This window comes from Actinospica sp., assembly GCF_035552695.1.
Classification (GTDB): domain Bacteria; phylum Actinomycetota; class Actinomycetes; order Streptomycetales; family Catenulisporaceae; genus Actinospica.
Map to the genome: position 1 here is coordinate 1 of NZ_DASZKT010000169.1, position 19,831 is coordinate 19,831.

The 19,831-nt window shown below is 69.6% G+C and carries 21 protein-coding genes; 10 read left to right on the forward strand and 11 right to left on the reverse strand.

Going from position 1 to position 19,831, the window contains the following annotated elements; genetic code table 11:
- Positions 1-65: 65 nt before the first annotated feature.
- A complete protein-coding gene (locus VG296_RS19995; protein ID WP_325567782.1) occupies positions 66-1,052 on the forward strand; it encodes a threonine ammonia-lyase in 987 nt (328 codons plus the stop codon).
- Position 1,053: 1 nt separating this feature from the next.
- On the opposite strand, the gene VG296_RS20000 is transcribed toward VG296_RS19995, so the two are convergent.
- From VG296_RS20000 to VG296_RS20010, 3 genes are all read right to left on the reverse strand, one after another.
- The gene (locus tag VG296_RS20000; protein ID WP_325567784.1) at positions 1,054-1,692 is read right to left on the reverse strand and encodes a Maf family protein; all 639 of its coding nucleotides are present in this window, start codon (positions 1,690-1,692) and stop codon (positions 1,054-1,056) included.
- Between the two features lie 169 nt (positions 1,693-1,861).
- Entirely contained in the window at positions 1,862-2,134 is a 273-nt protein-coding gene (locus tag VG296_RS20005) for an acyl-CoA carboxylase epsilon subunit (RefSeq protein ID WP_325567786.1), read from the reverse strand.
- Between the two features lie 38 nt (positions 2,135-2,172).
- Positions 2,173-3,741 (reverse strand): acyl-CoA carboxylase subunit beta, encoded by a 1,569-nt coding sequence (locus tag VG296_RS20010; protein WP_325567788.1) that lies wholly within the window; start codon positions 3,739-3,741, stop codon positions 2,173-2,175.
- Between the two features lie 88 nt (positions 3,742-3,829).
- Between VG296_RS20010 and VG296_RS20015 the strand changes: the two genes are divergently transcribed.
- The 3 genes from VG296_RS20015 to VG296_RS20025 all read left to right on the forward strand — a co-directional run bounded on the left by VG296_RS20015 (position 3,830) and on the right by VG296_RS20025 (position 7,323).
- Complete coding sequence (locus VG296_RS20015; protein WP_325567790.1) at positions 3,830-4,678, forward strand: biotin--[acetyl-CoA-carboxylase] ligase; 849 nt, start codon at positions 3,830-3,832, stop codon at positions 4,676-4,678.
- A gap of 128 nt (positions 4,679-4,806) precedes the next feature.
- Complete coding sequence (locus VG296_RS20020; RefSeq protein WP_325567792.1) at positions 4,807-5,322, forward strand: PH domain-containing protein; 516 nt, start codon at positions 4,807-4,809, stop codon at positions 5,320-5,322.
- A 99-nt stretch (positions 5,323-5,421) separates the two neighbouring features.
- Entirely contained in the window at positions 5,422-7,323 is a 1,902-nt protein-coding gene (locus VG296_RS20025) for a GGDEF domain-containing protein (RefSeq protein WP_325567794.1), read from the forward strand.
- 27 nt (positions 7,324-7,350) lie between these two features.
- Here the strand turns inward: VG296_RS20025 and VG296_RS20030 are convergent, their stop codons facing one another.
- The 5 genes from VG296_RS20030 to VG296_RS20050 all read right to left on the reverse strand — a co-directional run bounded on the left by VG296_RS20030 (position 7,351) and on the right by VG296_RS20050 (position 12,393).
- Positions 7,351-8,151 carry a nucleotidyltransferase domain-containing protein gene (locus tag VG296_RS20030; RefSeq protein ID WP_325567796.1) on the reverse strand — a complete coding sequence of 267 codons (801 nt, stop codon included), beginning with the start codon at positions 8,149-8,151 and terminating at the stop codon, positions 7,351-7,353.
- 113 nt (positions 8,152-8,264) lie between these two features.
- On the reverse strand, positions 8,265-9,200 hold the full coding sequence (locus VG296_RS20035; protein WP_325567798.1) for an SGNH/GDSL hydrolase family protein: 936 nt from the start codon (positions 9,198-9,200) through the stop codon (positions 8,265-8,267).
- A 104-nt stretch (positions 9,201-9,304) separates the two neighbouring features.
- Entirely contained in the window at positions 9,305-9,832 is a 528-nt protein-coding gene (locus VG296_RS20040; protein ID WP_325567800.1) for a MarR family winged helix-turn-helix transcriptional regulator, read from the reverse strand.
- Between the two features lie 85 nt (positions 9,833-9,917).
- Positions 9,918-10,601 carry a TetR/AcrR family transcriptional regulator gene (locus tag VG296_RS20045; protein WP_349259635.1) on the reverse strand — a complete coding sequence of 228 codons (684 nt, stop codon included), beginning with the start codon at positions 10,599-10,601 and terminating at the stop codon, positions 9,918-9,920.
- Between the two features lie 571 nt (positions 10,602-11,172).
- Positions 11,173-12,393, reverse strand: a complete 1,221-nt coding sequence (locus VG296_RS20050) for a winged helix-turn-helix domain-containing protein (protein WP_349259636.1) — start codon at positions 12,391-12,393, stop codon at positions 11,173-11,175.
- 279 nt (positions 12,394-12,672) lie between these two features.
- Here VG296_RS20050 and VG296_RS20055 point away from each other — a divergent pair, with 279 nt between their 5' ends.
- The 4 genes from VG296_RS20055 to VG296_RS32960 all read left to right on the forward strand — a co-directional run bounded on the left by VG296_RS20055 (position 12,673) and on the right by VG296_RS32960 (position 16,132).
- Entirely contained in the window at positions 12,673-14,085 is a 1,413-nt protein-coding gene (locus VG296_RS20055) for an NAD(P)/FAD-dependent oxidoreductase (protein WP_325567806.1), read from the forward strand.
- Between the two features lie 269 nt (positions 14,086-14,354).
- Positions 14,355-15,047 (forward strand): SanA/YdcF family protein, encoded by a 693-nt coding sequence (locus VG296_RS20060; protein WP_325567808.1) that lies wholly within the window; start codon positions 14,355-14,357, stop codon positions 15,045-15,047.
- 89 nt (positions 15,048-15,136) lie between these two features.
- Complete coding sequence (locus VG296_RS20065) at positions 15,137-15,682, forward strand: HD domain-containing protein (RefSeq protein ID WP_325567810.1); 546 nt, start codon at positions 15,137-15,139, stop codon at positions 15,680-15,682.
- Positions 15,683-15,895: 213 nt separating this feature from the next.
- Complete coding sequence (locus VG296_RS32960; RefSeq protein WP_349259634.1) at positions 15,896-16,132, forward strand: tyrosine-type recombinase/integrase; 237 nt, start codon at positions 15,896-15,898, stop codon at positions 16,130-16,132.
- A 570-nt stretch (positions 16,133-16,702) separates the two neighbouring features.
- Here VG296_RS32960 and VG296_RS20070 read toward each other — a convergent pair.
- Positions 16,703-16,972, reverse strand: a complete 270-nt coding sequence (locus VG296_RS20070) for a transposase (RefSeq protein WP_325567812.1) — start codon at positions 16,970-16,972, stop codon at positions 16,703-16,705.
- 306 nt (positions 16,973-17,278) lie between these two features.
- Between VG296_RS20070 and VG296_RS20075 the strand changes: the two genes are divergently transcribed.
- Positions 17,279-17,626 (forward strand): hypothetical protein, encoded by a 348-nt coding sequence (locus VG296_RS20075; RefSeq protein ID WP_325567814.1) that lies wholly within the window; start codon positions 17,279-17,281, stop codon positions 17,624-17,626.
- Between the two features lie 82 nt (positions 17,627-17,708).
- On the opposite strand, the gene VG296_RS20080 is transcribed toward VG296_RS20075, so the two are convergent.
- Complete coding sequence (locus VG296_RS20080) at positions 17,709-18,173, reverse strand: MerR family transcriptional regulator (protein ID WP_325567816.1); 465 nt, start codon at positions 18,171-18,173, stop codon at positions 17,709-17,711.
- Between the two features lie 134 nt (positions 18,174-18,307).
- On the opposite strand from VG296_RS20080, the gene VG296_RS20085 reads away from it, so the two are divergent.
- Positions 18,308-19,033, forward strand: coding sequence for an SDR family oxidoreductase (locus VG296_RS20085; RefSeq protein ID WP_349259637.1), 726 nt, complete (start codon positions 18,308-18,310; stop codon positions 19,031-19,033).
- A 70-nt stretch (positions 19,034-19,103) separates the two neighbouring features.
- On the opposite strand, the gene VG296_RS20090 is transcribed toward VG296_RS20085, so the two are convergent.
- Positions 19,104-19,439: a hypothetical protein gene (locus tag VG296_RS20090; RefSeq protein ID WP_325567820.1), complete on the reverse strand. Its 336-nt coding sequence runs from the start codon at positions 19,437-19,439 to the stop codon at positions 19,104-19,106.
- Positions 19,440-19,831 lie beyond the last annotated feature (392 nt).

Here is a 19,831-nt window from a genome sequence, read left to right on the forward strand (position 1 = left end):
ACTGATCGGCGATTGGCCTCCGCTCCTGCGTGGCGCCCACGCGACGGCCTTGGCAGGATCGGCCTATGAAGACTCCTGAGTTCGCCGATGTCCTCGCCGCCCGCCGGGTCATCGCCGAGCACCTGCCGCCGACCCCGGCGTGGCACTACCCGGTGCTCGACGCGGCCGTCGGCGCGGAAGTGTGGGTCAAGCACGAGAACGTCCAGCCGGTGGGCGCGTTCAAGGTGCGCGGCGGCATCACGCTGTTGGCCTCCTTCACGGCAGAGCAGCTGGCCAAAGGCGTGGTCGCGGCGTCGACCGGCAACCACGCGCAGTCCGTCGCCTACGCCGCCGCCCTCTTCGGCGCGCCGTGCACGATCGTCATGCCGGAGAAGGCGAACCCGGCCAAGGCGGCTTCCGTGCGGGCCCTCGGCGCCCGCCTCGTGCTCGAGGGCGAGGTCTTCGACGAGTGCTGCGAGATCGCCGAGCGGATCGCGGCGGAGACCGGCGCCTACTTCGTGAACTCGGGCGAGGAGTCCGCGCTGATCGCCGGCGTCGCCACCGCCACCGTCGAACTGCTCGAGCGGGCGCCGGACCTCGACGCGATCTTCGTGCCGGTGGGTTCCGGGACCGGCGTGGCGGGCGCCTGCATCGCCGCGGCCGAGCTGGCGCCCGGCTGCCGCGTCATCGGCATCCAGTCGGCGCAGGCTCCCTCGGCGTACGAGTCCTGGCGCACCGGGACCCTCGTCGATCGGCCCAACCGCACCGCCATCGAAGGCCTGTCCACCGGCCACTCCTTCGCGCTCCCACAGGCGGTGATGCGTGCTCTCCTGTACGATTTCCTGCTGCTCGACGACGGGGAGATCCGCGCCGCCCAGCGTCTGCTGCTGAGCGCGGCGCACACGATGGCCGAGGGCGCGGGGGCCGCCGCGCTGGCCGGTCTCTGGGCGCGCCGCGCCGAGTACGAGGGTCGCCGCGTCGGAGTGATCTGCAGCGGTGGCAACGCGAGCGAGCCCGAGCTCGCCGCGGTCCTCGCGATCGCGACCGCGGCCGAGACTTCGGCCGGCCGGTGAGTCAGTCCGCAGCGGCCGCAGCCGGGACCGGGTGCGAGCGCCAGAGCTCGGGCACGCTCGTCCCGACCTCGCCGAGCAGCCGGCGCAGCAGCGGCAGCGAGAGCCCGACGACGTTCGACGGGTCGCCCACGATCGACTCGACGAACCAGCCGCCGAGCCCGTCCAGCGTGAACGCCCCGGCCACGTGCAGCGGCTCGCCGCTGGCCAGGTAGGCGTCGATCTCCTCGTCGGAGACCTCGGCGAAGCGGACCATCGTCGGGTTGACGTCGATCGCGACCTTCCAGTCGTCCGGATCGGCACCCGGCCGCGTGTCGACGACGCAGTGGCCGGTCATCAGCACCGCGTCCTTGCCGCGCATCCGCAGCCAGCGCGAGCGCGCGTCCGCGAGGTCGGCCGGCTTGCCGAGCGCCGCGCCCTCGAAGTCGAGCACCGAGTCGCAGCCGACCACGATCGCGTCCGCGCCCACCCGCGCCGCCACGGTCTGCGCCTTAGCGATCGCCAGCTGCAGCGCCAGCTCGGCCGGGCTCGCCGCCTGGAACTCGTCCTCGTCCACCCCGCTGACGATCCGTTCGGGTTCGAGACCGGCCGCCCGCAGCAGGGCCAGCCGGGCCGGGGACTGCGAGGCGAGGACGAAGCGCACGATCCGTTGCTCCTTGTTGGTGTCGTTGAAACTGCTACCTGAACGGCCTTGCGACGCGTGGCGCCGCTCTGAACCTGTGCTTGCACCGCGCTGAGCCGTGGCGCTGTGCTGCATCACGCTTGCATCGCGCTGCTGCACCGCGCCGCGCCGCGCGGCACAGCGCCACGGCTCAGCGCGGCAGCGCGGAGGCCCGCCAGCCGGCCCGGGCGCCGAACTCCAGCCGCCCGGAGCGCACGTATCGCGAGCGGTCGGTCCAGCCCGACACCGACCGCGGCGGCGCCGGCTCGCCGGAACCGCCGACCGCGGCCCGCGCGGCCAGCACCGCGACCAGCGCGGCCAGCTCCTCCGCCGAGGGCTCGCCGCGCACCACGCGCAGCGCGGCGGCTGCGGCCGGGTCCGTCGGCTCGGGCGCGTTCGTCACGGCGGTAGTCCCGTTCGTCACGGCGGTAGTCCCGTTCGTCACAGCGGCAGTCCCGTTCGTCACAGCGGAATGTTCCCGTGCTTCTTGGGCGGCAGGGTGGCGCGCTTGGTGCGCAGGGTGCGCAGCGCGCGGGCGACGAAAGCACGGGTCTGCGCGGGCTCGATCACCGAGTCCACGTAGCCGCGCTCGGCCGCGACGTACGGGTTGAACAGCGCGTCCTCGTACTCGGCGATCAGCTGGGCGCGCTTGGCCTCGACGTCCTCGGCCTCCAGGATCTCCTTGCGGCGCAGGATGTTGACCGCACCCTGCGCGCCCATCACCGCGATCTGCGCCGTCGGCCAGGCCACGTTGACGTCCGCGCCGAGGTGCTTGGAGCACATGACGTCGTACGCGCCGCCGAAGGCCTTGCGGGTGATCACCGTGACCAGCGGCACGGTCGCCTCGGCGTACGCGTAGAGCAGCTTGGCGCCGCGCCGGATGATGCCGTTCCACTCCTGGTCGGTGCCGGGCAGGAAGCCGGGCACGTCCACGAAGGTGAGCACCGGGACGTTGTACGCGTCGCAGGTCCGGATGAACCGCGCCGCCTTCTCCGAGGCGTCGATGTCCAGGCAGCCGGCGTACTGCATCGGCTGGTTCGCCACCACGCCCACGCTGCGGCCCTCGACCCGGCCGAAGCCGACGAGGATGTTCGGCGCGAACAACGGCTGCACCTCGAGGAAGTCGCCCTCGTCCAGCACGTGCTCGATCACCGTGTGCATGTCGTACGGCTGGTTGGCCGAGTCCGGGATCAGCGTGTCGAGCTCGGGGTCCGGCTCCAGGTCGCCCTCGGCCTCGAAGACCGGCGGGTCCTCCAGGTTGTTCTGCGGCAGGAAGGACAGCAGCGACCTGACGTACCCGATGGCGTCCTTCTCGTCGGACGCCTGGTAGTGCGCGTTGCCCGACTTGGTGTTGTGCGTGTGCGCGCCGCCGAGTTCCTCGAAGCCCACGTCCTCACCGGTGACGGTCTTGATCACGTCCGGGCCGGTGATGAACATGTGCGAGGTCTTGTCGACCATCACGATGAAGTCGGTCAGCGCCGGCGAATACACCGCGCCGCCGGCCGCCGGGCCCACGATCAGCGAGATCTGCGGGATCACGCCCGAGGCGTGCACGTTCCGCCTGAAGATGTCGGCGAAGGCGCCGAGCGCGACCACGCCCTCCTGGATGCGCGCGCCGCCGCCGTCGTTGATGCCGACCAGCGGGCAGCCGATCTTCATCGCCAGGTCCATCACCTTGCAGATCTTCTCGCCGTTGACCTCGCCGAGCGAGCCGCCGAAGATCGTGAAGTCCTGCGAGTACACGCAGACCGGGCGCCCGTCCACCGTGCCGTAGCCGGTGACCACGCCGTCGGTGTACGGCTTGTTCTTCTCGATCCCGAAGTTCGTGCTTCGGTGCCTGGCCAGCTCGTCGAGCTCCTGGAAGGAACCCTCGTCGAGCAGCAGGTCGATCCGCTCGCGCGCGGTCAGCTTGCCCTTGGCGTGCTGCTTCTCCACCGCCCGCGCGGACCCGGCGTGCACCGCCTCGTCGAGACGGGCGCGCAGCTCGGCGAGCTTGCCCGCGGTCGTGTGGATGTCAGTCGTGTCGGTCATAGCGGCTTCTTCTGCTCCCGGTGGTGTCCATCGGAGAACTCCTGACGGCGTCCCGAGCCAATGTAGCCGACGGGCTTAGGCTCGACGCATGGTGTCTGCCTACAACGATCTCGACCGGCCGCCGTTGGATGAACGCAGTCTGCAGCGGGCGCTGATGACGCCCGGCGGATTCGTCTCCGCCGTCCGCGTGCTGCCGAGCGTGGAATCCACCAACACAGCGCTGATCGGCGCCGCCCAGGACGGTGCGCCGCACGCCTCGGTCGTCGTCGCCGAGGAGCAGACCGCGGGAAAGGGAAGACTCGGGCGTACCTGGACGGCTCCGGCGCGTTCAGGCCTTTTCGTCTCGATCCTGGTCCGGCCCGAACTGCCGCCCGCCGCGTGGACCTGGCTGCCGCTGCTCGCCGGGATCTCCGCGCGCGACGCCGTGGCCCGGGCGTGCCGCCTGGAGATCGGGCTGAAGTGGCCCAACGACCTCGTCGTCGCCGCGGGCGAACTCGCTGATCGGAAGCTGGGTGGGATTCTGTGCGAAACCGTTCCCGGCGAGGCGGCCGTGGTGGTCGGCATCGGTGTCAACGTGTCGTTGCGGCAGCACGAACTTCCCGTGCCGCAGGCGTGCTCGCTGGCGCTCGCCGGGGCCGAATCCACGGACCGTGACCCGCTCCTGCGGGCACTGCTGCGCTCCTTCGGCGACTGGTACACGCGCTGGTCGGAGGCCGGCGGGGACGCCGACGCCGCCGGACTGCGGGAGGCGTATCTGCGGGCGTGCGTCACGCTCGGCCGCGAAGTGCGCGCTGAGCTGCCCGGAGAGCGGACCGTGACCGGGCGCGCGAGCGGCGTGGACCGCGCGGGGGCGCTCCTGGTCACCACCGCTGACCAGCGGGAAACGGCGATCGGGGCGGGCGACGTGGTTCATCTGCGGCCCGCGGCGGGTAACTGAGCATCAGAAGCCTTGGGCGGCCGTGGATTTCTGTCGGTTCGACATGTCAGGATGGGGCCCACACGGAGCCGAACAGCCGTGGTCACCTAAGGTCACCCTCGATGCGAGGGGGGAGAGGAACGTACGCGATGGGGTACCCGACCCGACTACTGAGCGAGGGCGAGCGCATCGACCTCGAGCTGCGCCCGCACTGGAAAGCCCTGGTCTTCCCGGTCATCGTGCTGCTGGTGAGCTGCGGTGTGGCGGGTTTCCTGCTGACCGTCTCGCCGAGCCCGAGCAAGACGAGCGGTGAGGTCAGCTGGATAGCCATCGGCGTCGTCGCGCTCGGCGTGATCGCCTACTTCACCGTACGCCCCTGGCTGCACTGGTTGTTCAGCAACTACGTGGTCACCAACCGGCGGCTGATCATACGGCTCGGCTTCATCCACCGCGTCGGCCGCGACCTGCCGCTGGAGAAGATCAACGACGTCTCCTTCCGGCACGACTCGCTGCTGGACCGGATGCTCGGCTGCGGCACCCTCGTGGTCGAGTCGGCCGGTGAGCACGGCCAGGTGCTGCTGAACGACATCCCGCGGGTCGAGGAGACCCAGCGCGAGATAAGTACTCTGATCTCGGGCGACCCGGCCGGAGCAGCACGCGGCTGACAGGTGCGCCCCGGGCTTCGAGACCCGGTAGGAAAGGAACTTGGGCAGGCGAGAACCGAGCGCGACCCGGTGGCGGCCGGTCGCGGAAGGCAGGGGCGGGTGGACGACGGGTCTGGCCGCGGCGACCTCGAAGGCAGGGCCCGCGGGAGCCACGCTGCCCCCACGCCCGCGCCCGCCGGCGGTTCGGTTCCCTCGGCCTGGCGACGCGCCTCCGGCCTCGTGCCCGGAGGCGCGCACGCCGCGCCGCCGATGACCGGGGCCGCCGGGCCCGGGGTCCCCGGATCGCTGCCGCCGGGTGACAGGGCCGGGGTTCCCGACCCTTATACCGCCGCGTACGCCGACTCCGCCGCGAACCTGGCCATCCGGCTGCGCGCGCTCGCCAAGTTCACCAAGCTGATCGCGGACGCGAGCTCCACGCAGGACGTCGCCGAGGCGGCCGCCGCCGAGGCGTACCGCCAGCTCGACGCCGCGGCGGTGTCCATCTCCATGTGGGAGCGGGACACCGGCCTGCTCCGGGTGCTGGTCAACCACGGCGGCCAGCTCGGCGCGAGCGTCTCCGACCAGCCGAGGGACGAGACGTACCCGGTCACCGACTTCCCGACCGTGCTGCTCAGCGAGGACGACCTCGGGCCGTGGATCCAGACGGCCGACACGGGCACCGGCGACCCGAAGCGCGTCGCCCTGATGCGCAGCCGCGGCCTGCACTGCGCCCTGATCGCCCCGATCGTCTTCGGCGGCCGCGCCTGGGGCGAGCTCTACGCCGCGCGGACCGCCCACCAGCCGGACTACAGCGAATCCGACCTCGACTACGCCGAGGCGCTGTCCACGCAGGTCGCCGCCGGTCTGGCCCGGGCGAGCCAGATGGAGCACATCGAAAGGCTGGCGCTGACCGACCAGCTGACCGGACTGGCCAACCGCCGCGCCTTCGATTCCCGGCTGGACGCCGCGATGGACCGGCACAACACCGACGGCACCGTCGTCTCGCTCGTGCTCTGCGACGGCAACGGGCTCAAGCGGATCAACGACACGCACGGCCACGACCACGGCGACGCACTGCTGGTCGAACTCGGCGCGTGCGTTTCCGCGGCCGCCTCCCGACTTCCCCGGGCCCTGGCGGCGCGGCTCGGCGGCGACGAATTCTGCCTGCTGATCGAGGGATTCACCGCGGACGACGCGGTGGCCGCGGCCGACGACCTGTGCCTGCGGGCGCTGACCGTGCGCGGCGGCGAGGGCATGTCCTGCGGCGTGGCCTCGACCGGCGACCCGATAGGCCGCGTCGCCACCCGCGACGGCCTGTTCCGGCTCGCCGACGCCGCGCAGTACCGCGCCAAGCGTTCCCGCTCGCTCTCCCCGGTCGTGGCGGGACGCGGCCAGCCGCCGGACCCGGCGCTGCCGGTGCAGCAGCGCGGCGTGCCGATCGCCGCCGGACGCGGGCGTGCCTCGGCGCCGATCGAGGCGCTGCTCGGCCAGGCGCTCGCGGGCCTCGACAAGCTGCCGCCCGGCGCGCAGCGCGCGGATCGCGTCGAAGTGATCGTGGATCAGGTGGCGCGCGGTCTGGATGCGGCGTCCTGGTACATATATCGGCGCGCCGCGCAGCAGGGTCCGCTGTTCCAGGAGCGGTCCGCGGTCTACCGCGCGGCCTCCGAGTCCGGCTCGTACACGATCCCGGGCGCCGTCTCCGAGCCGCAGCGTCCGGCCGAGGTCTCGCCGACCTCGCCGCCGCAGTGGATCGAGCCCATCCCGCGGATAGCCGAGCAACTGCGCGGATTCGGCGCGGTCACCCCGGCGGTGGGTCAGGACACGAACTGGAACCCCGGCGACCTCGGCATATCCCCGGAGTTCCTGGCCGCGGCGGGCTACACCTCGGCGCTTTCCGCGGGAGCCACGGGCTCCGACGGCTCGCAGTGGCTGGTGGCCGTGCTGCTCGACGAGATCTCGCTGTGGGCGTTACCCGCGCTGCCGCTGCTGCGCGTGCTGCTCGCCACCTCGGTCACGACCTGAGCACGACCTGAGGCACTGTCGGGAGCCTCAGGGCAGCGACTTGGCCGCGTCACAGACCTCTTCGACGAGATCGCCCAGCAGGCGTCCGTCGTTCATCGTGAAGGTGACGGAGCCGTCCCCGAGCCTGCTCGCCTTGACCCGCTTGAGCAGATCGGCGTACCCGGGGAGAAGCTCGGCGGTGTAGTCGGCGCACTGCGTCTTCGAGATGATCTCGCCGGTCGCGATCGTCCGATGCAGCCGCCCGGGACCGGTGCCGAGCCAGACCGCGAAATACGGCAGGAACTCGTCGTCCGGATCACGCTCGCTGATCGCCTGATGCACCTGAAGTGCGCGCATCCGCCAGTAGCCATCGAGATTCCCGCGGTTCCAGGCTTTGAATTCGCCCGCGTCCGGCGCCGCGCCGAGCGATTTCGCCTCCGGTCCGCGCACGGTGATCCCGTGCCGGTCGAGGATCGCCCAGGCGACGAGTTCCTGCCCGGACATGCCGCGCTGGAACTCGCCGTCGACCACGTAGCCGTGCCCCGCGGCGTGCTCCAGCGGCAGCTTCCCGAGGCACTCACGCGAGATGTAGTGCGCATCCGTGTGCGGCTGGGCCCCGGTCTCCAAGGTCTTGTGCAGCTGACCGAGGCCCGTGAGTTCGTCCTCGGTCAGCGCACGCGTCGTCAGCGTCAGGATGTCGAGATCGCTCTGCCCGTGCCGATAGTCGCCCAGCGCCGCCGACCCGGTCAGATAGACCCCGTGGACGGCCTCGGCTGGAAGGACAGAGTCGAGGGCGGCCAGGTACACGTCAAGATCGCCCTGAAACGGCTTGCTCGGTTTCGAATCCATAACGAAGGATCTAAGCACGCCCTCTCGTTCTGCGCCTCCGTCACTTCTGCCGCTTCCGCTGTTCTGCTGCTTCCGCTGTTCTACTGCTTCTGCCGCGGCGGACGCCGCTCAGCTCACCAGCGCTGGTGCCCAGCCGACAACACGGACTCAAAGGCCCGCGCGATCACCGCGTAGCCGGCGTTGTTCGCGTGGATATTGGGTCCGACCGGGGACGGCGCGCACATCCACGTCAGCTCGCAGATGTCCGCGACGTTCACCGGCACGGTTGTCCCGCCGAGCGACGTGGTGTCGGTGAAGTCAGTGGTCTGGAACGCGCTGGAGACGTCCGCGACCGGGACGCCGAACGCGGCGTAACCCGCGCCGAGCACGCCGTTGAACGTCGTGGACAGCGCGACGGACTCCTCGGCCAGCGTCTGCCCGCTGCTGCCGGTCAGCCACTCGGCGAGGAAGGGGTCGTAGAGGTTCATGCCGATGAAGCTGACGTGCTTGCCCGCCGCGGCCTTGAGCTTGGCGAGGATCTCCGGCAGCTGGGTCCCGGCCGCGGCCACCCCTTCCGCGACGCACGTCGGGTCGATCGAGCCGCTGCTGGTCAGGCAGCCGTCCACGTCGTTGGCGCCGATGTCCAGGGTGACCAGGATGCGCGCGTGCGGGTGCGCCGTGAGGAACGCGACCGCGGCGTCCTCCTGCACGGTGTACGACTGCCCGCTGTCCGCGAGATCTGGGCAGCCGCCGTCGAGCATCGTGCCGGTCGTCTCACCCGGGCAGGAGAGGTTGACGTAGTGCAGGTTCCGGTTGCCGTGCTCCCGGAGTTGCGCGGCGAGGTCGTCGGCGTATCCGTGGCCTGACTTGACGCCGTTCCCGGCCGCGTCCGGCTGATAGCCCCAGGCCAGCGAGTCGCCGAGAGCAAGGTAGTAGTCGTATTCGCCGCCCGGCTGGCCCCGGTGGGACGGGCTCTGCACGGTCGCGGCGTCGGCGGCGGTACCGGAGGCTATGCAGCAGGCGGCGACCGCGCCGGCGATCAGCGTTGATCGCAAGGTTCGACGATTCATGGGCGGAATGCTACTGGCGGGTATCGTCGCGGGGAAGGGCCGGGGAAGCCGCGATGAACGGGCGGATGCCCACAAATGCGGGCAGTCATCGCATAAGGATCCGATTATTCGGCTTCGAACTGGACGGTCAGCTCGCGCAGCAGATCCGCGAGCACCTCGAGTCGGGCCTCCGGCAGAGCGGAGAGCAAATCCCGCTCGTTCTTGAGCAGGCCCGTCAGCGCCGAGTCGGCCAGTTCGCGCCCGGCGTCCGTCAGCCGCACGAGCACGCCACGCCGGTCACTCGGGTCCGGTCCGCGCACGACGAGGCCCTTGGCCGCGAGCCGGTCGACCCGGTTCGTCATCGTGCCCGAGGTGACGAGCGTCTGGGTGAGCAGTTGGCCGGGGGAGAGTTGGTAGGGGGTGCCCGCGCGGCGCAGCGCCGAGAGCACGTCGAACTCCCAGGTCTCCAGACCCCGCTCGGTGAACGCGGTGCGCCGGGCCCGATCCAGGTGCCGGGCCAGCCGGGTCACCCGGCTGAGCACCTCCAGCGGGCTCACGTCCAGGTCGGGCCGCTCCCGCCGCCACGCCGAGACGAGCCGGTCCACCTCGTCCGGCGTGCCGGGTCCGGTGACCGTGCTCGACTCCTCGCTCATTCCCGGATTCTATCAAGAAACTCAACGCCAAGTATCTTGATGTCGAGCCTGCTGGACGCCCCGCGGCTGCCTACCCTGCGGCTGCCTACCCCGCGGCGCCGCTCGTCGCGTCGGATCCGCCGCCGTCTGCTGCCGCTGCTCGCGCTCGCGCCCGGGCCCTCGCGGCCCGGAATCCTCGGCGGGTCATCAGCCGCGGCTCGTGCTCGAGACCCGAGAGCCCGTTCCACGCCAGGTTCACCATGTGCGCGGCGACCTCGTCCTTGCTCGGGCTCTGCGCGTCCAGCCACCACTGCCCGGTCAGTGCGACCATGCCGACGAGCATCTGCGAGTACATCGCGCCGAAGTCCGGGTGGTAGCCGCGCCGGCGGAACTCCGTCGCCATGATCCCCTCGACCTGCGTGGCGATATCGCTGATCAGCGAGGCGAAGTTGCCCGTGGACGCGGCCACCGGCGAGTCGCGCACCAGGATCCGGAAGCCGTCGCTGTAGTTCTCGACGTAGTCCAGCAGTGCGATCGCGGCCTGCTCAAGCAGTTCGCGCGGATGCCCGCCGGTCAGCGCCGAGGTGACCATGTCGAGCAGCGTGCGCATCTCCCGGTCGACCACGACGGCGTAGAGGCCCTCCTTGCCGCCGAAGTGCTCGTAGACCACCGGCTTGGACACGCCCGCCTTCGCCGCGATCTCCTCCACGCTCGTCGCGTCGAAGCCGCGTTCCGCGAAGAGCGAACGGCCGATCTCCAGCAGTTGCTCGCGACGCTCCTTCCCGGTCATCCGAGTACGTGGCGGGCTGTTCGGTACGGAGGTCACCGCCTCATTATGGTCGCCCAGCGCCGCGCCCGACCCCGATTTCCCCCCACGCCGTCCGCCCGCAGCGGTCCGCTGCCTCCCGACGCCCGCCTCGCCCGCCCGCGTTGCTCCCTCGGTCCCGCCAACGGCCCCGCCCAATCGCCCCTCGCGCTCGTTGCCGATCACCGCCTCGTCCGTCGGTGCCGCGCGCTCGTTCCCGGTGACCGGCGCGCCTAATCGCCCCTCGCGCTCGGTCGCGATGCCCGCCTCGCTTGATTGCCTCTCGCCCTCGGTCCCGATCACTGCCTCGTCTGTCCGTGCCACCCGCTCGGTCCCGCCGAGCGCCCCGTCAGTCCGCCCCGCGCGTTCACCGTGCGCGACCCGGTCCCCGTCGCCCGTCCATGCCGCGCGCTCACCTCGCGCGACCCCGTCGCCTGCCCGTGCCGCACTCCCTCCCCGCGCGACCGCCAAGTCTGCCTCGTCCACCTTCACTGTGCGCACCCCCGTGCTCCCGTCCTCGCGCCGTTCAATCGCGCAGCTCAATCCAATCGCGCGTTCAACTGTCCGTGCCCATTGTCACCCCCGCTCCCGCCGACTCGACCGCCCTCCGCAGCGGCTCCTCCAGCTCGCCCGGCACGACCCGCTCCACACGGACCCGCTCGCACCCGACCCAGGCCGCCGCTTCCCACAGCGCCTTCGCCATCGGCTCCACCGCCCGCAGCGTGTGCAGCGAGGCCTGACGCGCGATCAGCACGTCGCCTGACTTCGTCGTCTCCCGCGCAGGATCCGCCCGGCCAAGCAGCTCCCCGCCGTGCAGCAGCGGCATCGCGTAGTACCCGTGCACCCGCTTCGCTTTCGGCACATATGCCTCGAGCCGATGGGTGAGCCCGAACATACGCTCCGTGCGTGCCCGCTCCCAGATCAGCGAGTCGAACGGGGACAGCAGCGTCGTGCGATGCCGCCCGCGACCGCCCGACTCCAGGAACTCCAGCGCCTCCGGCGAAGCCCAGGCCGGCTGCCCCCAGCCCTCGACCTCCACCGGAACCAGGCCGGCCTCCTCGGCGACGTCAGCGAACTTGGCGACATTCCGCAGCCGGTAGTAGTCGTTCAGATCGGCCTTCGTGCCGACGCCCAGCGCCCGCCCCGCGCGCGCCAGCAACTCGACATGACACTGGTGGTCGGTCAGTTCGTCGTGCAGAGCCGCCTCGGGCAGCGCTCGCTCCGGCAGGTCGTACACTCGTCGCCATCCGCGACGTTCCACGCACACTACGTCACCGCAGGCGAGTAGATACTCCACCGCCTGTTTCACGTCGGACCACTCCCACCAGCCCGGAGTCTTCCGCGCGCCGCCGAGTTCGGTCGTCGTCACCGGCCCGTCCGCCGCGAGCCGGTCCAGCACGCCGCGCACCGAAACATGATCAGGCGTCATCCCCCACATATCGTTACGGTTTCGATATGATCGCCGACGGAAGCTGAAGAGCGGCCATTCCTCGACCGGAAGGACGCAGGCCGCGTGGGCCCAGTACTCGAAGGCGCGTGCTGCTCCCGGGCCCTTCGGCTCCCAGAAAGCCCGATGCACGGCCGGTCTGCCGATCGGGCCGAGCCGCGCGAAGGGCACGAGTTCCTGGGAACGGGCCAGTACGGAGATGGTGTCGAGCTGGATCGCGCCCAGGCGGCGCAGCAGGCCGGGCACGGTACGCCCGGGCAGCGCGCCGAGCAGGCCCTGAGCGCGCAGGGCCGCGCGCCGGGCTTCGGCGGCCGAGAGTGTGGTACCCATGACCGCGACAATAACGAGGACGTCCGACAATTCTGGCAGACTGTCAAGATTGTGGGCCCCGCGGTGGTGGCTTGCCACCCTTGCGCTGCTCGTATAATCAAGAGGTAAGCGAGAAGTTCGTAACACCGAGGTGTCCTGAAGGGGCGCCTCCCTCCGCGACTGACTGCCCCAACGCCGTGGCTGTGCGTCGAGGAACGCATGCAAGGCCACAGCCGCTCGATGCCGAGCGACCGAAGCAGGATCAGGACGCGTCGAAGGAATCGAGTGAGCGAGCCCCCTATGAGCAATGCTGCAGAACGCACCCCTGCCCCCGTGTCCCCGGCCAACATCCCGCCGCGCATCCTCGTCATCGGCGGCGGCTACGTCGGGTTGTACACCGGGCAGCGGATTCTGAAGAACCTCAAGCGCGGCGAGGCGATCGTCACGGTCGTCGACCCCCGGTCCTACATGACCTACCAGCCCTTTCTGCCCGAGGCCGCGGCCGGCTCCATCGCGCCGCGTAACATCGTCGCTCCGCTGCGTCGTGTGCTGAAGGGCCCGAACGCCGAGGTCGTCACCGGCAAGGTCATCGGAGTGGACCACGCCCGGCGCACCGCGCGCATCGAGCCGAACGCGGGCGAGGCCTACGACCTCGGCTTCGACCAGCTCGTCGTCGCCGTCGGCTCCGTGCCGCGCACGCTGCCGATCCCGGGCCTGGCCGAGAACGGCATCGGCTTCAAGCAGGTCGAGGAGGCCATCAGCCTCCGCAACCACATCATCGGCCAGATCGACCTCGCCGACTCCATCAAGGACGAGGCGCACCGTCGCAAGGCGCTGACGTTCGTGTTCGTCGGCGGCGGCTTCGCGGGCGTCGAGGCCATCGCCGAGATGGAGGACATGGCCCGCGACGTGTGCAAGTGGTACAACCACGTGGAGCCGGAGGACCTGCGCTTCCTGCTCGTCGAGGCCGCCGACCGGATCCTGCCCGAGGTCGGCCCGGAGCTCGGGGTGTGGACGGCCGAGGAGCTGCGCAAGCGCGGCATCCAGGTCAAGATGAAGACCTTCCTGAACTCCTGCGTGGACAAGCACGTGGTGCTGTCCGACGGCACCGAGCTCGACGCGTCCACCATCGTGTGGACCGCGGGCGTGAAGCCGAACCCGGTCGTCGAGAGCCTCGGCATCCCGCTCGGCCCGAAGGGCCACGTCGACACCCAGGCCAACCTGCGCGTCGTCGGCACGGACTACGTCTGGGCCGCGGGCGACTGCGCCCAGGTGCCGGACCTGTCCAAGGGCGCGGGCAACTGGTGCTCCCCGTCCGCGCAGCACGCCGTGCGCCAGGCCAAGGTCCTCGCCGAGAACATCGTCGCGGCCCTGCGCGGCAAGAACATCAACGACTACGTGCACAAGCACGTCGGTTCCGTCGCCGGCCTCGGCATCGGCAAGGGCGTCGCGAACGTCTACGGCACGAAGCTGCGCGGCTGGCCCGCCTGGTTCATGCACCGCGCGTACAACGTCAGCCGGGTCCCCACCTTCAACCGCAAGGTGCGCGTCTGCATGGACTGGATGCTCGCCGGCTTCTTCCGCCGCGAGGCCGTCTCCCTGACCGCGTTCGAAAGCCCCCGCGGCGAGTTCACCGAGGTCGCTGTTCCCGCGCCGGTCCCGGCCATCGAGGGCGCCAAGGCCGACACCCCGATGGAGAAGGTCGCGGCCTGAGACCGCGGTCGGCGGCTGTAGTAGCCGTCCCGTAGTGGCGGTCAGCGCATAGGCAGTCAGTTCAGAAGCCCGTCAGCCCTCGGAATCGGAGAACCGATTCCGAGGGCTGACGGGCTGTTGTTGGTGCGGCGGTGCCTGCCGATGCCCGCGCCGCACGCATTGGCGCCCGCGCCCGCGCTGGCACGCATTGGCGATCGCGCCCGCACTGGCAACATGGCAACCACGGCAACCACACCCCCCTAATCCGCGTAATCACCAACGTGCACCACGTGCCCCACACCCTTCAGCGAGTACTCGCCGCCCTCCAGCGCGTTCTCGCTCGCGTTCGACGTCTGCTACGTCCCCTCAGTCTCCGTACACACGCAGGCCAGCGCCGCAGCTTCCAACTGCTGTCCCTGGCGACGATCCTGCTCTTCGTCCCGATCATCTTCGTGCGCGCGCAGGGCGACCCGTACGTATACACGGCGGACCAAGTCCCCGCCGAGCCCGTAGGCATCGTCTTCGGCGCAGGCGTGGAAGGCGACCAGCCCGGCGGCTACCTCCAGGGGAGGCTGGATCTCGCGCTGCAGCTCTGGCACGCGGGCAAGTTCAAGGTCTTCCTCGTCACCGGCGACGACGCCTCATCGACCTACGACGAACCCCGCGCCATGCACGACTACCTCCGCGCACGCGGCGTCCCCGACAACCTGATCGTCCTCGACAACGCGGGCTTCGACACCTGGGACAGCTGCGCCCGAGCGAAGCACGTCTTCGGTGTCAGCAAGGCAATCCTCGTCAGCCAGACCTTCCACGTCCCCCGCGCCACCTACCTCTGCCGGGCCGCCGGCATCGACGCGTACGGCGTTGGCGACCCCGACGGCGTCCACGAGGGCACGCTGACTGAATGGATTAGAAACGGCCTCCGCGAGATCGCAGCTTCCTTCAACGCCGTCTACCAGGCCACCGTCCAGCCCACGGGCTGATATTCGATCAGGACGGCGACGCCAACGGCGTCTAATGATGCTCCGCGGCTACGCCGGGGCGCATCCGCGAGGCAGCTACGTTTGTAGCCATGGAACTCCTCCCGTGGGCTCGTGGTCTCGCCGAGCAGCTCCTCGCCAAGCCGTTGCCGCGCCGCTGGGCGCACAGCCAGGGCGTCGGCCACCTTGCCGAACTGCTCGCGGACATCCTCGGCCAGGACGCGGAAATCCTCGCCGCCGCGGCCTGGCTACACGACATCGGCTACGCGCCCGACCTCGCAAAGTCAGGCATGCACCAACTCGACGGCGCACGCTATCTGCGCGACGTCGAGGCTGCCGATCCGCGGCTCTGCTCGCTCGTCGCCCACCACACGTGTGCATCCATCGAAGCAAGGCTCCGAGGCATGGACGCGATCCTCGAGAAGGAGTTCCCACCCGTCGGTGGTCTGCTCGACGACGCGTTGACCTATTGCGACATGACGACAACGCCGAACGGCGAACTCACCGCCGCAAAGGACCGCCTCGCCGAGATCCTCTACCGCTGCGCCGACGAAACGATCGTCGCCGAGGCGATGACCGAAGCGACACCGCTCATCTTCGAGGCAGTGGCCCGCGTCTCGGCGCTCATTCATCGCTAGTGGCCTGCAATCGGGCGGCCCTGCATACTGCCGTCGGGCACTAGGCACTGCAGCAGCACGCCCGCGACGGCCGCCCGCCCAGGCCTCCCAAGGCGGCTGGCGGGCCGCCGATCGACGCCGAGCACCGTGAGTCACCCGCCGCCTAGTCGTCCGCGTCCGCGCGGACGTCCACAGCCTCGCGCGCGTCTGCGCAGTACAGCGCGCGGACGGACGATGGACGGACGTTCGCACGGATGCTCCCTGCTCGATCGACAGGAGGTTGTCACCCCGCGAATCCACGACGTGCGACACTCTGCAGAGACGCCCGCGTTGGAGCGGGGGGTCGATATCCGCGTCGTCCAAGAGATCATTGGCCACTCCAGCCTGAGCGTCACGCGGTGGTACGCCCACGTGACAAGTCGGCTGGCACAAGAGGCTGCGGAGCGCATAGGGAACGCGCTGTGGTCTTAGTTGAGACCACGGCCTACTTTACGATCTTGCTCAATCCGCCCATTTGCACGGAACTCGCAGCTCAGAGCCGATGCCCGGAACGGGATTCGAACCCGTACGGCCTTTCGGCCTGGGAGGTTTATGCTCGATCACCCGGCGTCCGCCGATGTATGTGGTTGCCCGCTCGCCGCAGGTCAGCCGTATCAACGTACGTCGGCGGACACCGGCGTATCTGGGCTAACTGAGACTGATACTGAGACTACATACTTTGATACGTTCTCGTCGTTCGCTGCGACGAGTCTGTAGCTGTTGAGGCTCTCGGCGGCGATGAGTGGATCACTGGAGGCGTGTGGGGCTCGGAAATGTGAATTTGGGTGGTGGTGAGGCGGTCGTCGGGACGCTTCGCGTGGCTGGGATCATGGCGGGATGCTGCTCTCTCTCGCGTACCGGCGCACCCGCAAGCTGCTCGGCACCTAGCCAACATCGCGCAACGCGATGTGTCCAAGGACGCGGAAGTGCTCGTGCTGCGGCATGAGAACGCCGCACTGCGCCGCCACGTGGAGAAGATCCACTGCCAGCCGGACGACCCCCTCAGCTCCAGTTGCCGAATTGTTCGGCGTAGGCCTGGCCGGTGATCGGCAGGCCGTGGATCGTGCCGACGACGGTGCTGTCGCCCTCGAAGGGGCCATTGGTGAATTGCTGGGCCGCCTGCTCGTCCGCGGCCTTGACCCACTGGCGCAGCGTCTCGTGGTTGACCCCGAGCTCCCGCGCGATCGAGGCCACCGTGCGCTCGGGCGAGGACTTCACCAGCGCGACCGCGTCGCGCCGGAACTCCTCCGTGTACTTCGACGGGCGTGGCACTCCTACCCCTTCCTAGATCACTCAGGATCCAAGTATCGGGGTGTCCACACTCCGGGGGACAGGCCACCGCGACTTCGGTGCTCGGGTCTGTCAAACGAATCTGACAGACCGCCCTCGCGGCCCTGGTCGCCTGGGGCGCTTCGGCCCCCACCCCTCCTGAACTCGATGAACGAATGAGGTCATCCGCCGTCCCGTTGGGAGCCTGCACGGCCTCACCCCAACCCGACACCTGGCCAGGAGTCTTCGCGATGCGCGCGCTGCACGTCCCGACCAGGCCGATCCCTACGCGCACATTGGACTTCCGAAATGCTGGTAGAGGAGCTCCTGAGGAGCCCCGAGCGCGGCTCCATGGCGCCTCCAGATGTTGACCCATTCAGGCAGTCGAATGCGCTTCAAGAAGCTCAGCTACTGGAAGCACGTGTTGAAGCACGCACCTCAACCGTGGGCTTGTTGTTCGAACTTCGCATGGCGATGCATTTCACGGAAGGGAATGCGGCGGTTTTGATCGCGCGCGGAGCCCGGGAGTTCAACTGGTCTGCGGAGACTCGCTTGACGGGCAAAACTGCATGGAATGTAGTCGGATCAGAACCACTCATCGTCAATAAGACCTTCGCGCTTGAGCTCGATTTCCTGTGCCGCGCGTGGTTGCGGTGACTGGGGCGCAGCTGTGTGCGGCGTCCGACCTGGTGCGTCGAGCGCCGAGGAGTCACGGCTGAAGGTCTCCGCCGTGCCGTGTTCACATGGTGACGGGCGTGGCTGACGCAACGTGAGCCGCAGTTGGGCGAGATGCAGTCCGCGTTGCCTCGGCAGGGTGGTAGGGCGCCCAGGCGGGCTCACGGAGGGCAGGGCAGTGTTCGGGAGTTGGATGGTTCGCGATGTCGATCATGCGGTCGAGAGCGTCGCGGGCGGCGGCAAGGTCGGCCATGGCGTCGGTGATGCGGTCGCGCTCCGATGCCAGCAGTTCGAAGGCTTCGGGGGAGGCGTCCCCGGTATCGACGCAGGGCAACAGCAGCAGGATGGTCCGGCTGGGCAGGCCGGCGGTGAAGAACTGCTGGATCAGCCGGACACGTTCGACGGCTGACTCGGGGTAGGTTCGCTGGCCGCTGTGGGTGCGTTCCGAGGAAAGCAGACCCTGTTCTTCGTAGTACCGGAGAGCTCTCGTGCTGACCCCCGCCCGGTGTGCGATCTCGCCGATCCGCATCTGCGTCCTCCTCTGGTTCCCGCTTCGCAGCTCTCAACTTGACCTTGACGCCAACGTCAAGTTTTAGGGTAGCCGATGCCGCGCCGGACGCGGCTCGCCGAACCCGAGAGACCTACGCCGAAAGCAAGGAACCCATGAACGTCACCGACCAGATCGCCCTCGTCACCGGAGCCAACCGCGGTATCGGCCGCCAGTTCGTGCTCGAACTGCTCGAGCGCGGGGCGAGCAAGGTCTACGCGACGGGCCGCCGCCCCGAAAGCCTCGACTTCGACGACCCCCGGGTGGTGCCGCTGCGAGTCGACATTGTCGACCACGAGTCCGTCATCGCGGCGGCAGCGACCGCGCGGGATGTGACCATCCTCGTCAACAACGCCGGCATCTCGACCGGTGCCGCCCTCGTCACGGGCGAACTGGACGAGATCCACCGCGAGATGGACACACACTTCTGGGGCACGCTCGACGTGATCCGCGAGTTCAGCCCCGTCCTCGCGGCCAACGGCGGAGGCGCGATCGTGAACATCCTGTCGGCGCTGTCGTGGTTCGCCGGCCCGGGCGCCGGCTCGTACGCCGCCGCCAAGGCTGCGGGGTGGAACATGACGAACGGCGTCCGTCTCGAGCTCGCGGCTCAGGGCACGCTCGTCCAAGGCGTCCTGCTCGGCGCCGCCGACACGGACCTCGCGGCCGGATACGACGGGCCGAAGATCGATCCTCGCGACGCGCCGCGCCGCTCGCTCGACGCCCTGGCCGCCGGCTCGATCGAGGTGATCGTCGATGACTGGACCGCAATGGTGAAGGCGTCGCTCGCCGGCGACCCCGCCGCGTTCTACGCACAGATCACCGAGTTGCTCGACGCGAGTTAAGCAGCTCGGTTAGAGCTTCCTCTCACGGAACCGAACATGAGACCACCTCCGACTGCGGGTTGGCATCGGATCACGCGGTGAGGGTGTAGCCGAGGGTGTAGCGGCGGCGATAGTGGTGCCAGCGGGCGCGAGCCTGATGACGACGTCGCCACTCCGACCAACTCAGATGGAACTTGACGTCGGGCTCGGTGTTCGCGCGTGCGGGCAGGATAAGTCGGAGCAGTCGCTGGATCTCCGGGACGGTCAGGGCGATCATGCCGATGTCGGTGGGCGGGGGCTGGTCGGTGTCGTCGGGCAGGACGGGTCGTGGGTGGGCGGCTTTGGTCAGCGCGGATGCGACGGCCAGGAGTGCGTAGGCGGCCAGCGCGAGGGCGGTGTGCCGTTTCCAGGCCCGGTAGCCGCGCACCTGGGTCTCATCCAGGCCGACGGACTGCTTCGCGTCTTGGAAATCGTCCTCAGTGCGCCACTACCGATGCACATGAATCCGTGTCAGTGTCTAGCGCTGGGCACGGACCTGGGGCGATACTCAGCGTAAGGGCTCTGTTGCAGGTCGTCGAGTTCGTTGATGAGCTGCGGCGGCGCGCGGGCCAGGTTGGAGGCGGCGGGTGTCATCGGGTGGTGAGCCCCCCAGTTCGGGCTGTGGATGGTGCTCCCAGAACAAGCGCGGCTGATCGCGGCTCGGATGCTCGGGTCGTGGGCGGTCGCGGCGGCGTGCCGGGAGGTGCGCGGTGACGAGGGCGCGCAGCGTGTGGGGCAGCTCGATCGAGCGGATCCGGGCGGCGCACACCGACCGGGTGG

Excerpts from the sequence above, each read along its gene's own strand:
- VG296_RS19995 (WP_325567782.1), top strand. The coding sequence starts at position 66 with ATGAAGACTCCTGAGTTCGCCGATGTCCTCGCCGCCCGCCGGGTCATC.
- VG296_RS20030 (WP_325567796.1), bottom strand. The coding sequence starts at position 8,151 with ATGGATTCGAAACCGAGCAAGCCGTTTCAGGGCGATCTTGACGTGTAC.
- VG296_RS20020 (WP_325567792.1), top strand. The coding sequence starts at position 4,807 with ATGGGGTACCCGACCCGACTACTGAGCGAGGGCGAGCGCATCGACCTC.
- VG296_RS20055 (WP_325567806.1), top strand. The coding sequence starts at position 12,673 with ATGAGCAATGCTGCAGAACGCACCCCTGCCCCCGTGTCCCCGGCCAAC.
- VG296_RS20085 (WP_349259637.1), top strand. The coding sequence starts at position 18,308 with ATGAACGTCACCGACCAGATCGCCCTCGTCACCGGAGCCAACCGCGGT.
- VG296_RS20075 (WP_325567814.1), top strand. The coding sequence starts at position 17,279 with ATGCTGGTAGAGGAGCTCCTGAGGAGCCCCGAGCGCGGCTCCATGGCG.
- VG296_RS20010 (WP_325567788.1), bottom strand. The coding sequence starts at position 3,741 with ATGACCGACACGACTGACATCCACACGACCGCGGGCAAGCTCGCCGAG.
- VG296_RS20015 (WP_325567790.1), top strand. The coding sequence starts at position 3,830 with ATGGTGTCTGCCTACAACGATCTCGACCGGCCGCCGTTGGATGAACGC.
- VG296_RS20080 (WP_325567816.1), bottom strand. The coding sequence starts at position 18,173 with ATGCGGATCGGCGAGATCGCACACCGGGCGGGGGTCAGCACGAGAGCT.
- VG296_RS32960 (WP_349259634.1), top strand. The coding sequence starts at position 15,896 with ATGGACGGACGTTCGCACGGATGCTCCCTGCTCGATCGACAGGAGGTT.
- VG296_RS20035 (WP_325567798.1), bottom strand. The coding sequence starts at position 9,200 with ATGAATCGTCGAACCTTGCGATCAACGCTGATCGCCGGCGCGGTCGCC.
- VG296_RS20050 (WP_349259636.1), bottom strand. The coding sequence starts at position 12,393 with ATGGGTACCACACTCTCGGCCGCCGAAGCCCGGCGCGCGGCCCTGCGC.
- VG296_RS20065 (WP_325567810.1), top strand. The coding sequence starts at position 15,137 with ATGGAACTCCTCCCGTGGGCTCGTGGTCTCGCCGAGCAGCTCCTCGCC.
- VG296_RS20045 (WP_349259635.1), bottom strand. The coding sequence starts at position 10,601 with ATGACCGGGAAGGAGCGTCGCGAGCAACTGCTGGAGATCGGCCGTTCG.
- VG296_RS20040 (WP_325567800.1), bottom strand. The coding sequence starts at position 9,832 with ATGAGCGAGGAGTCGAGCACGGTCACCGGACCCGGCACGCCGGACGAG.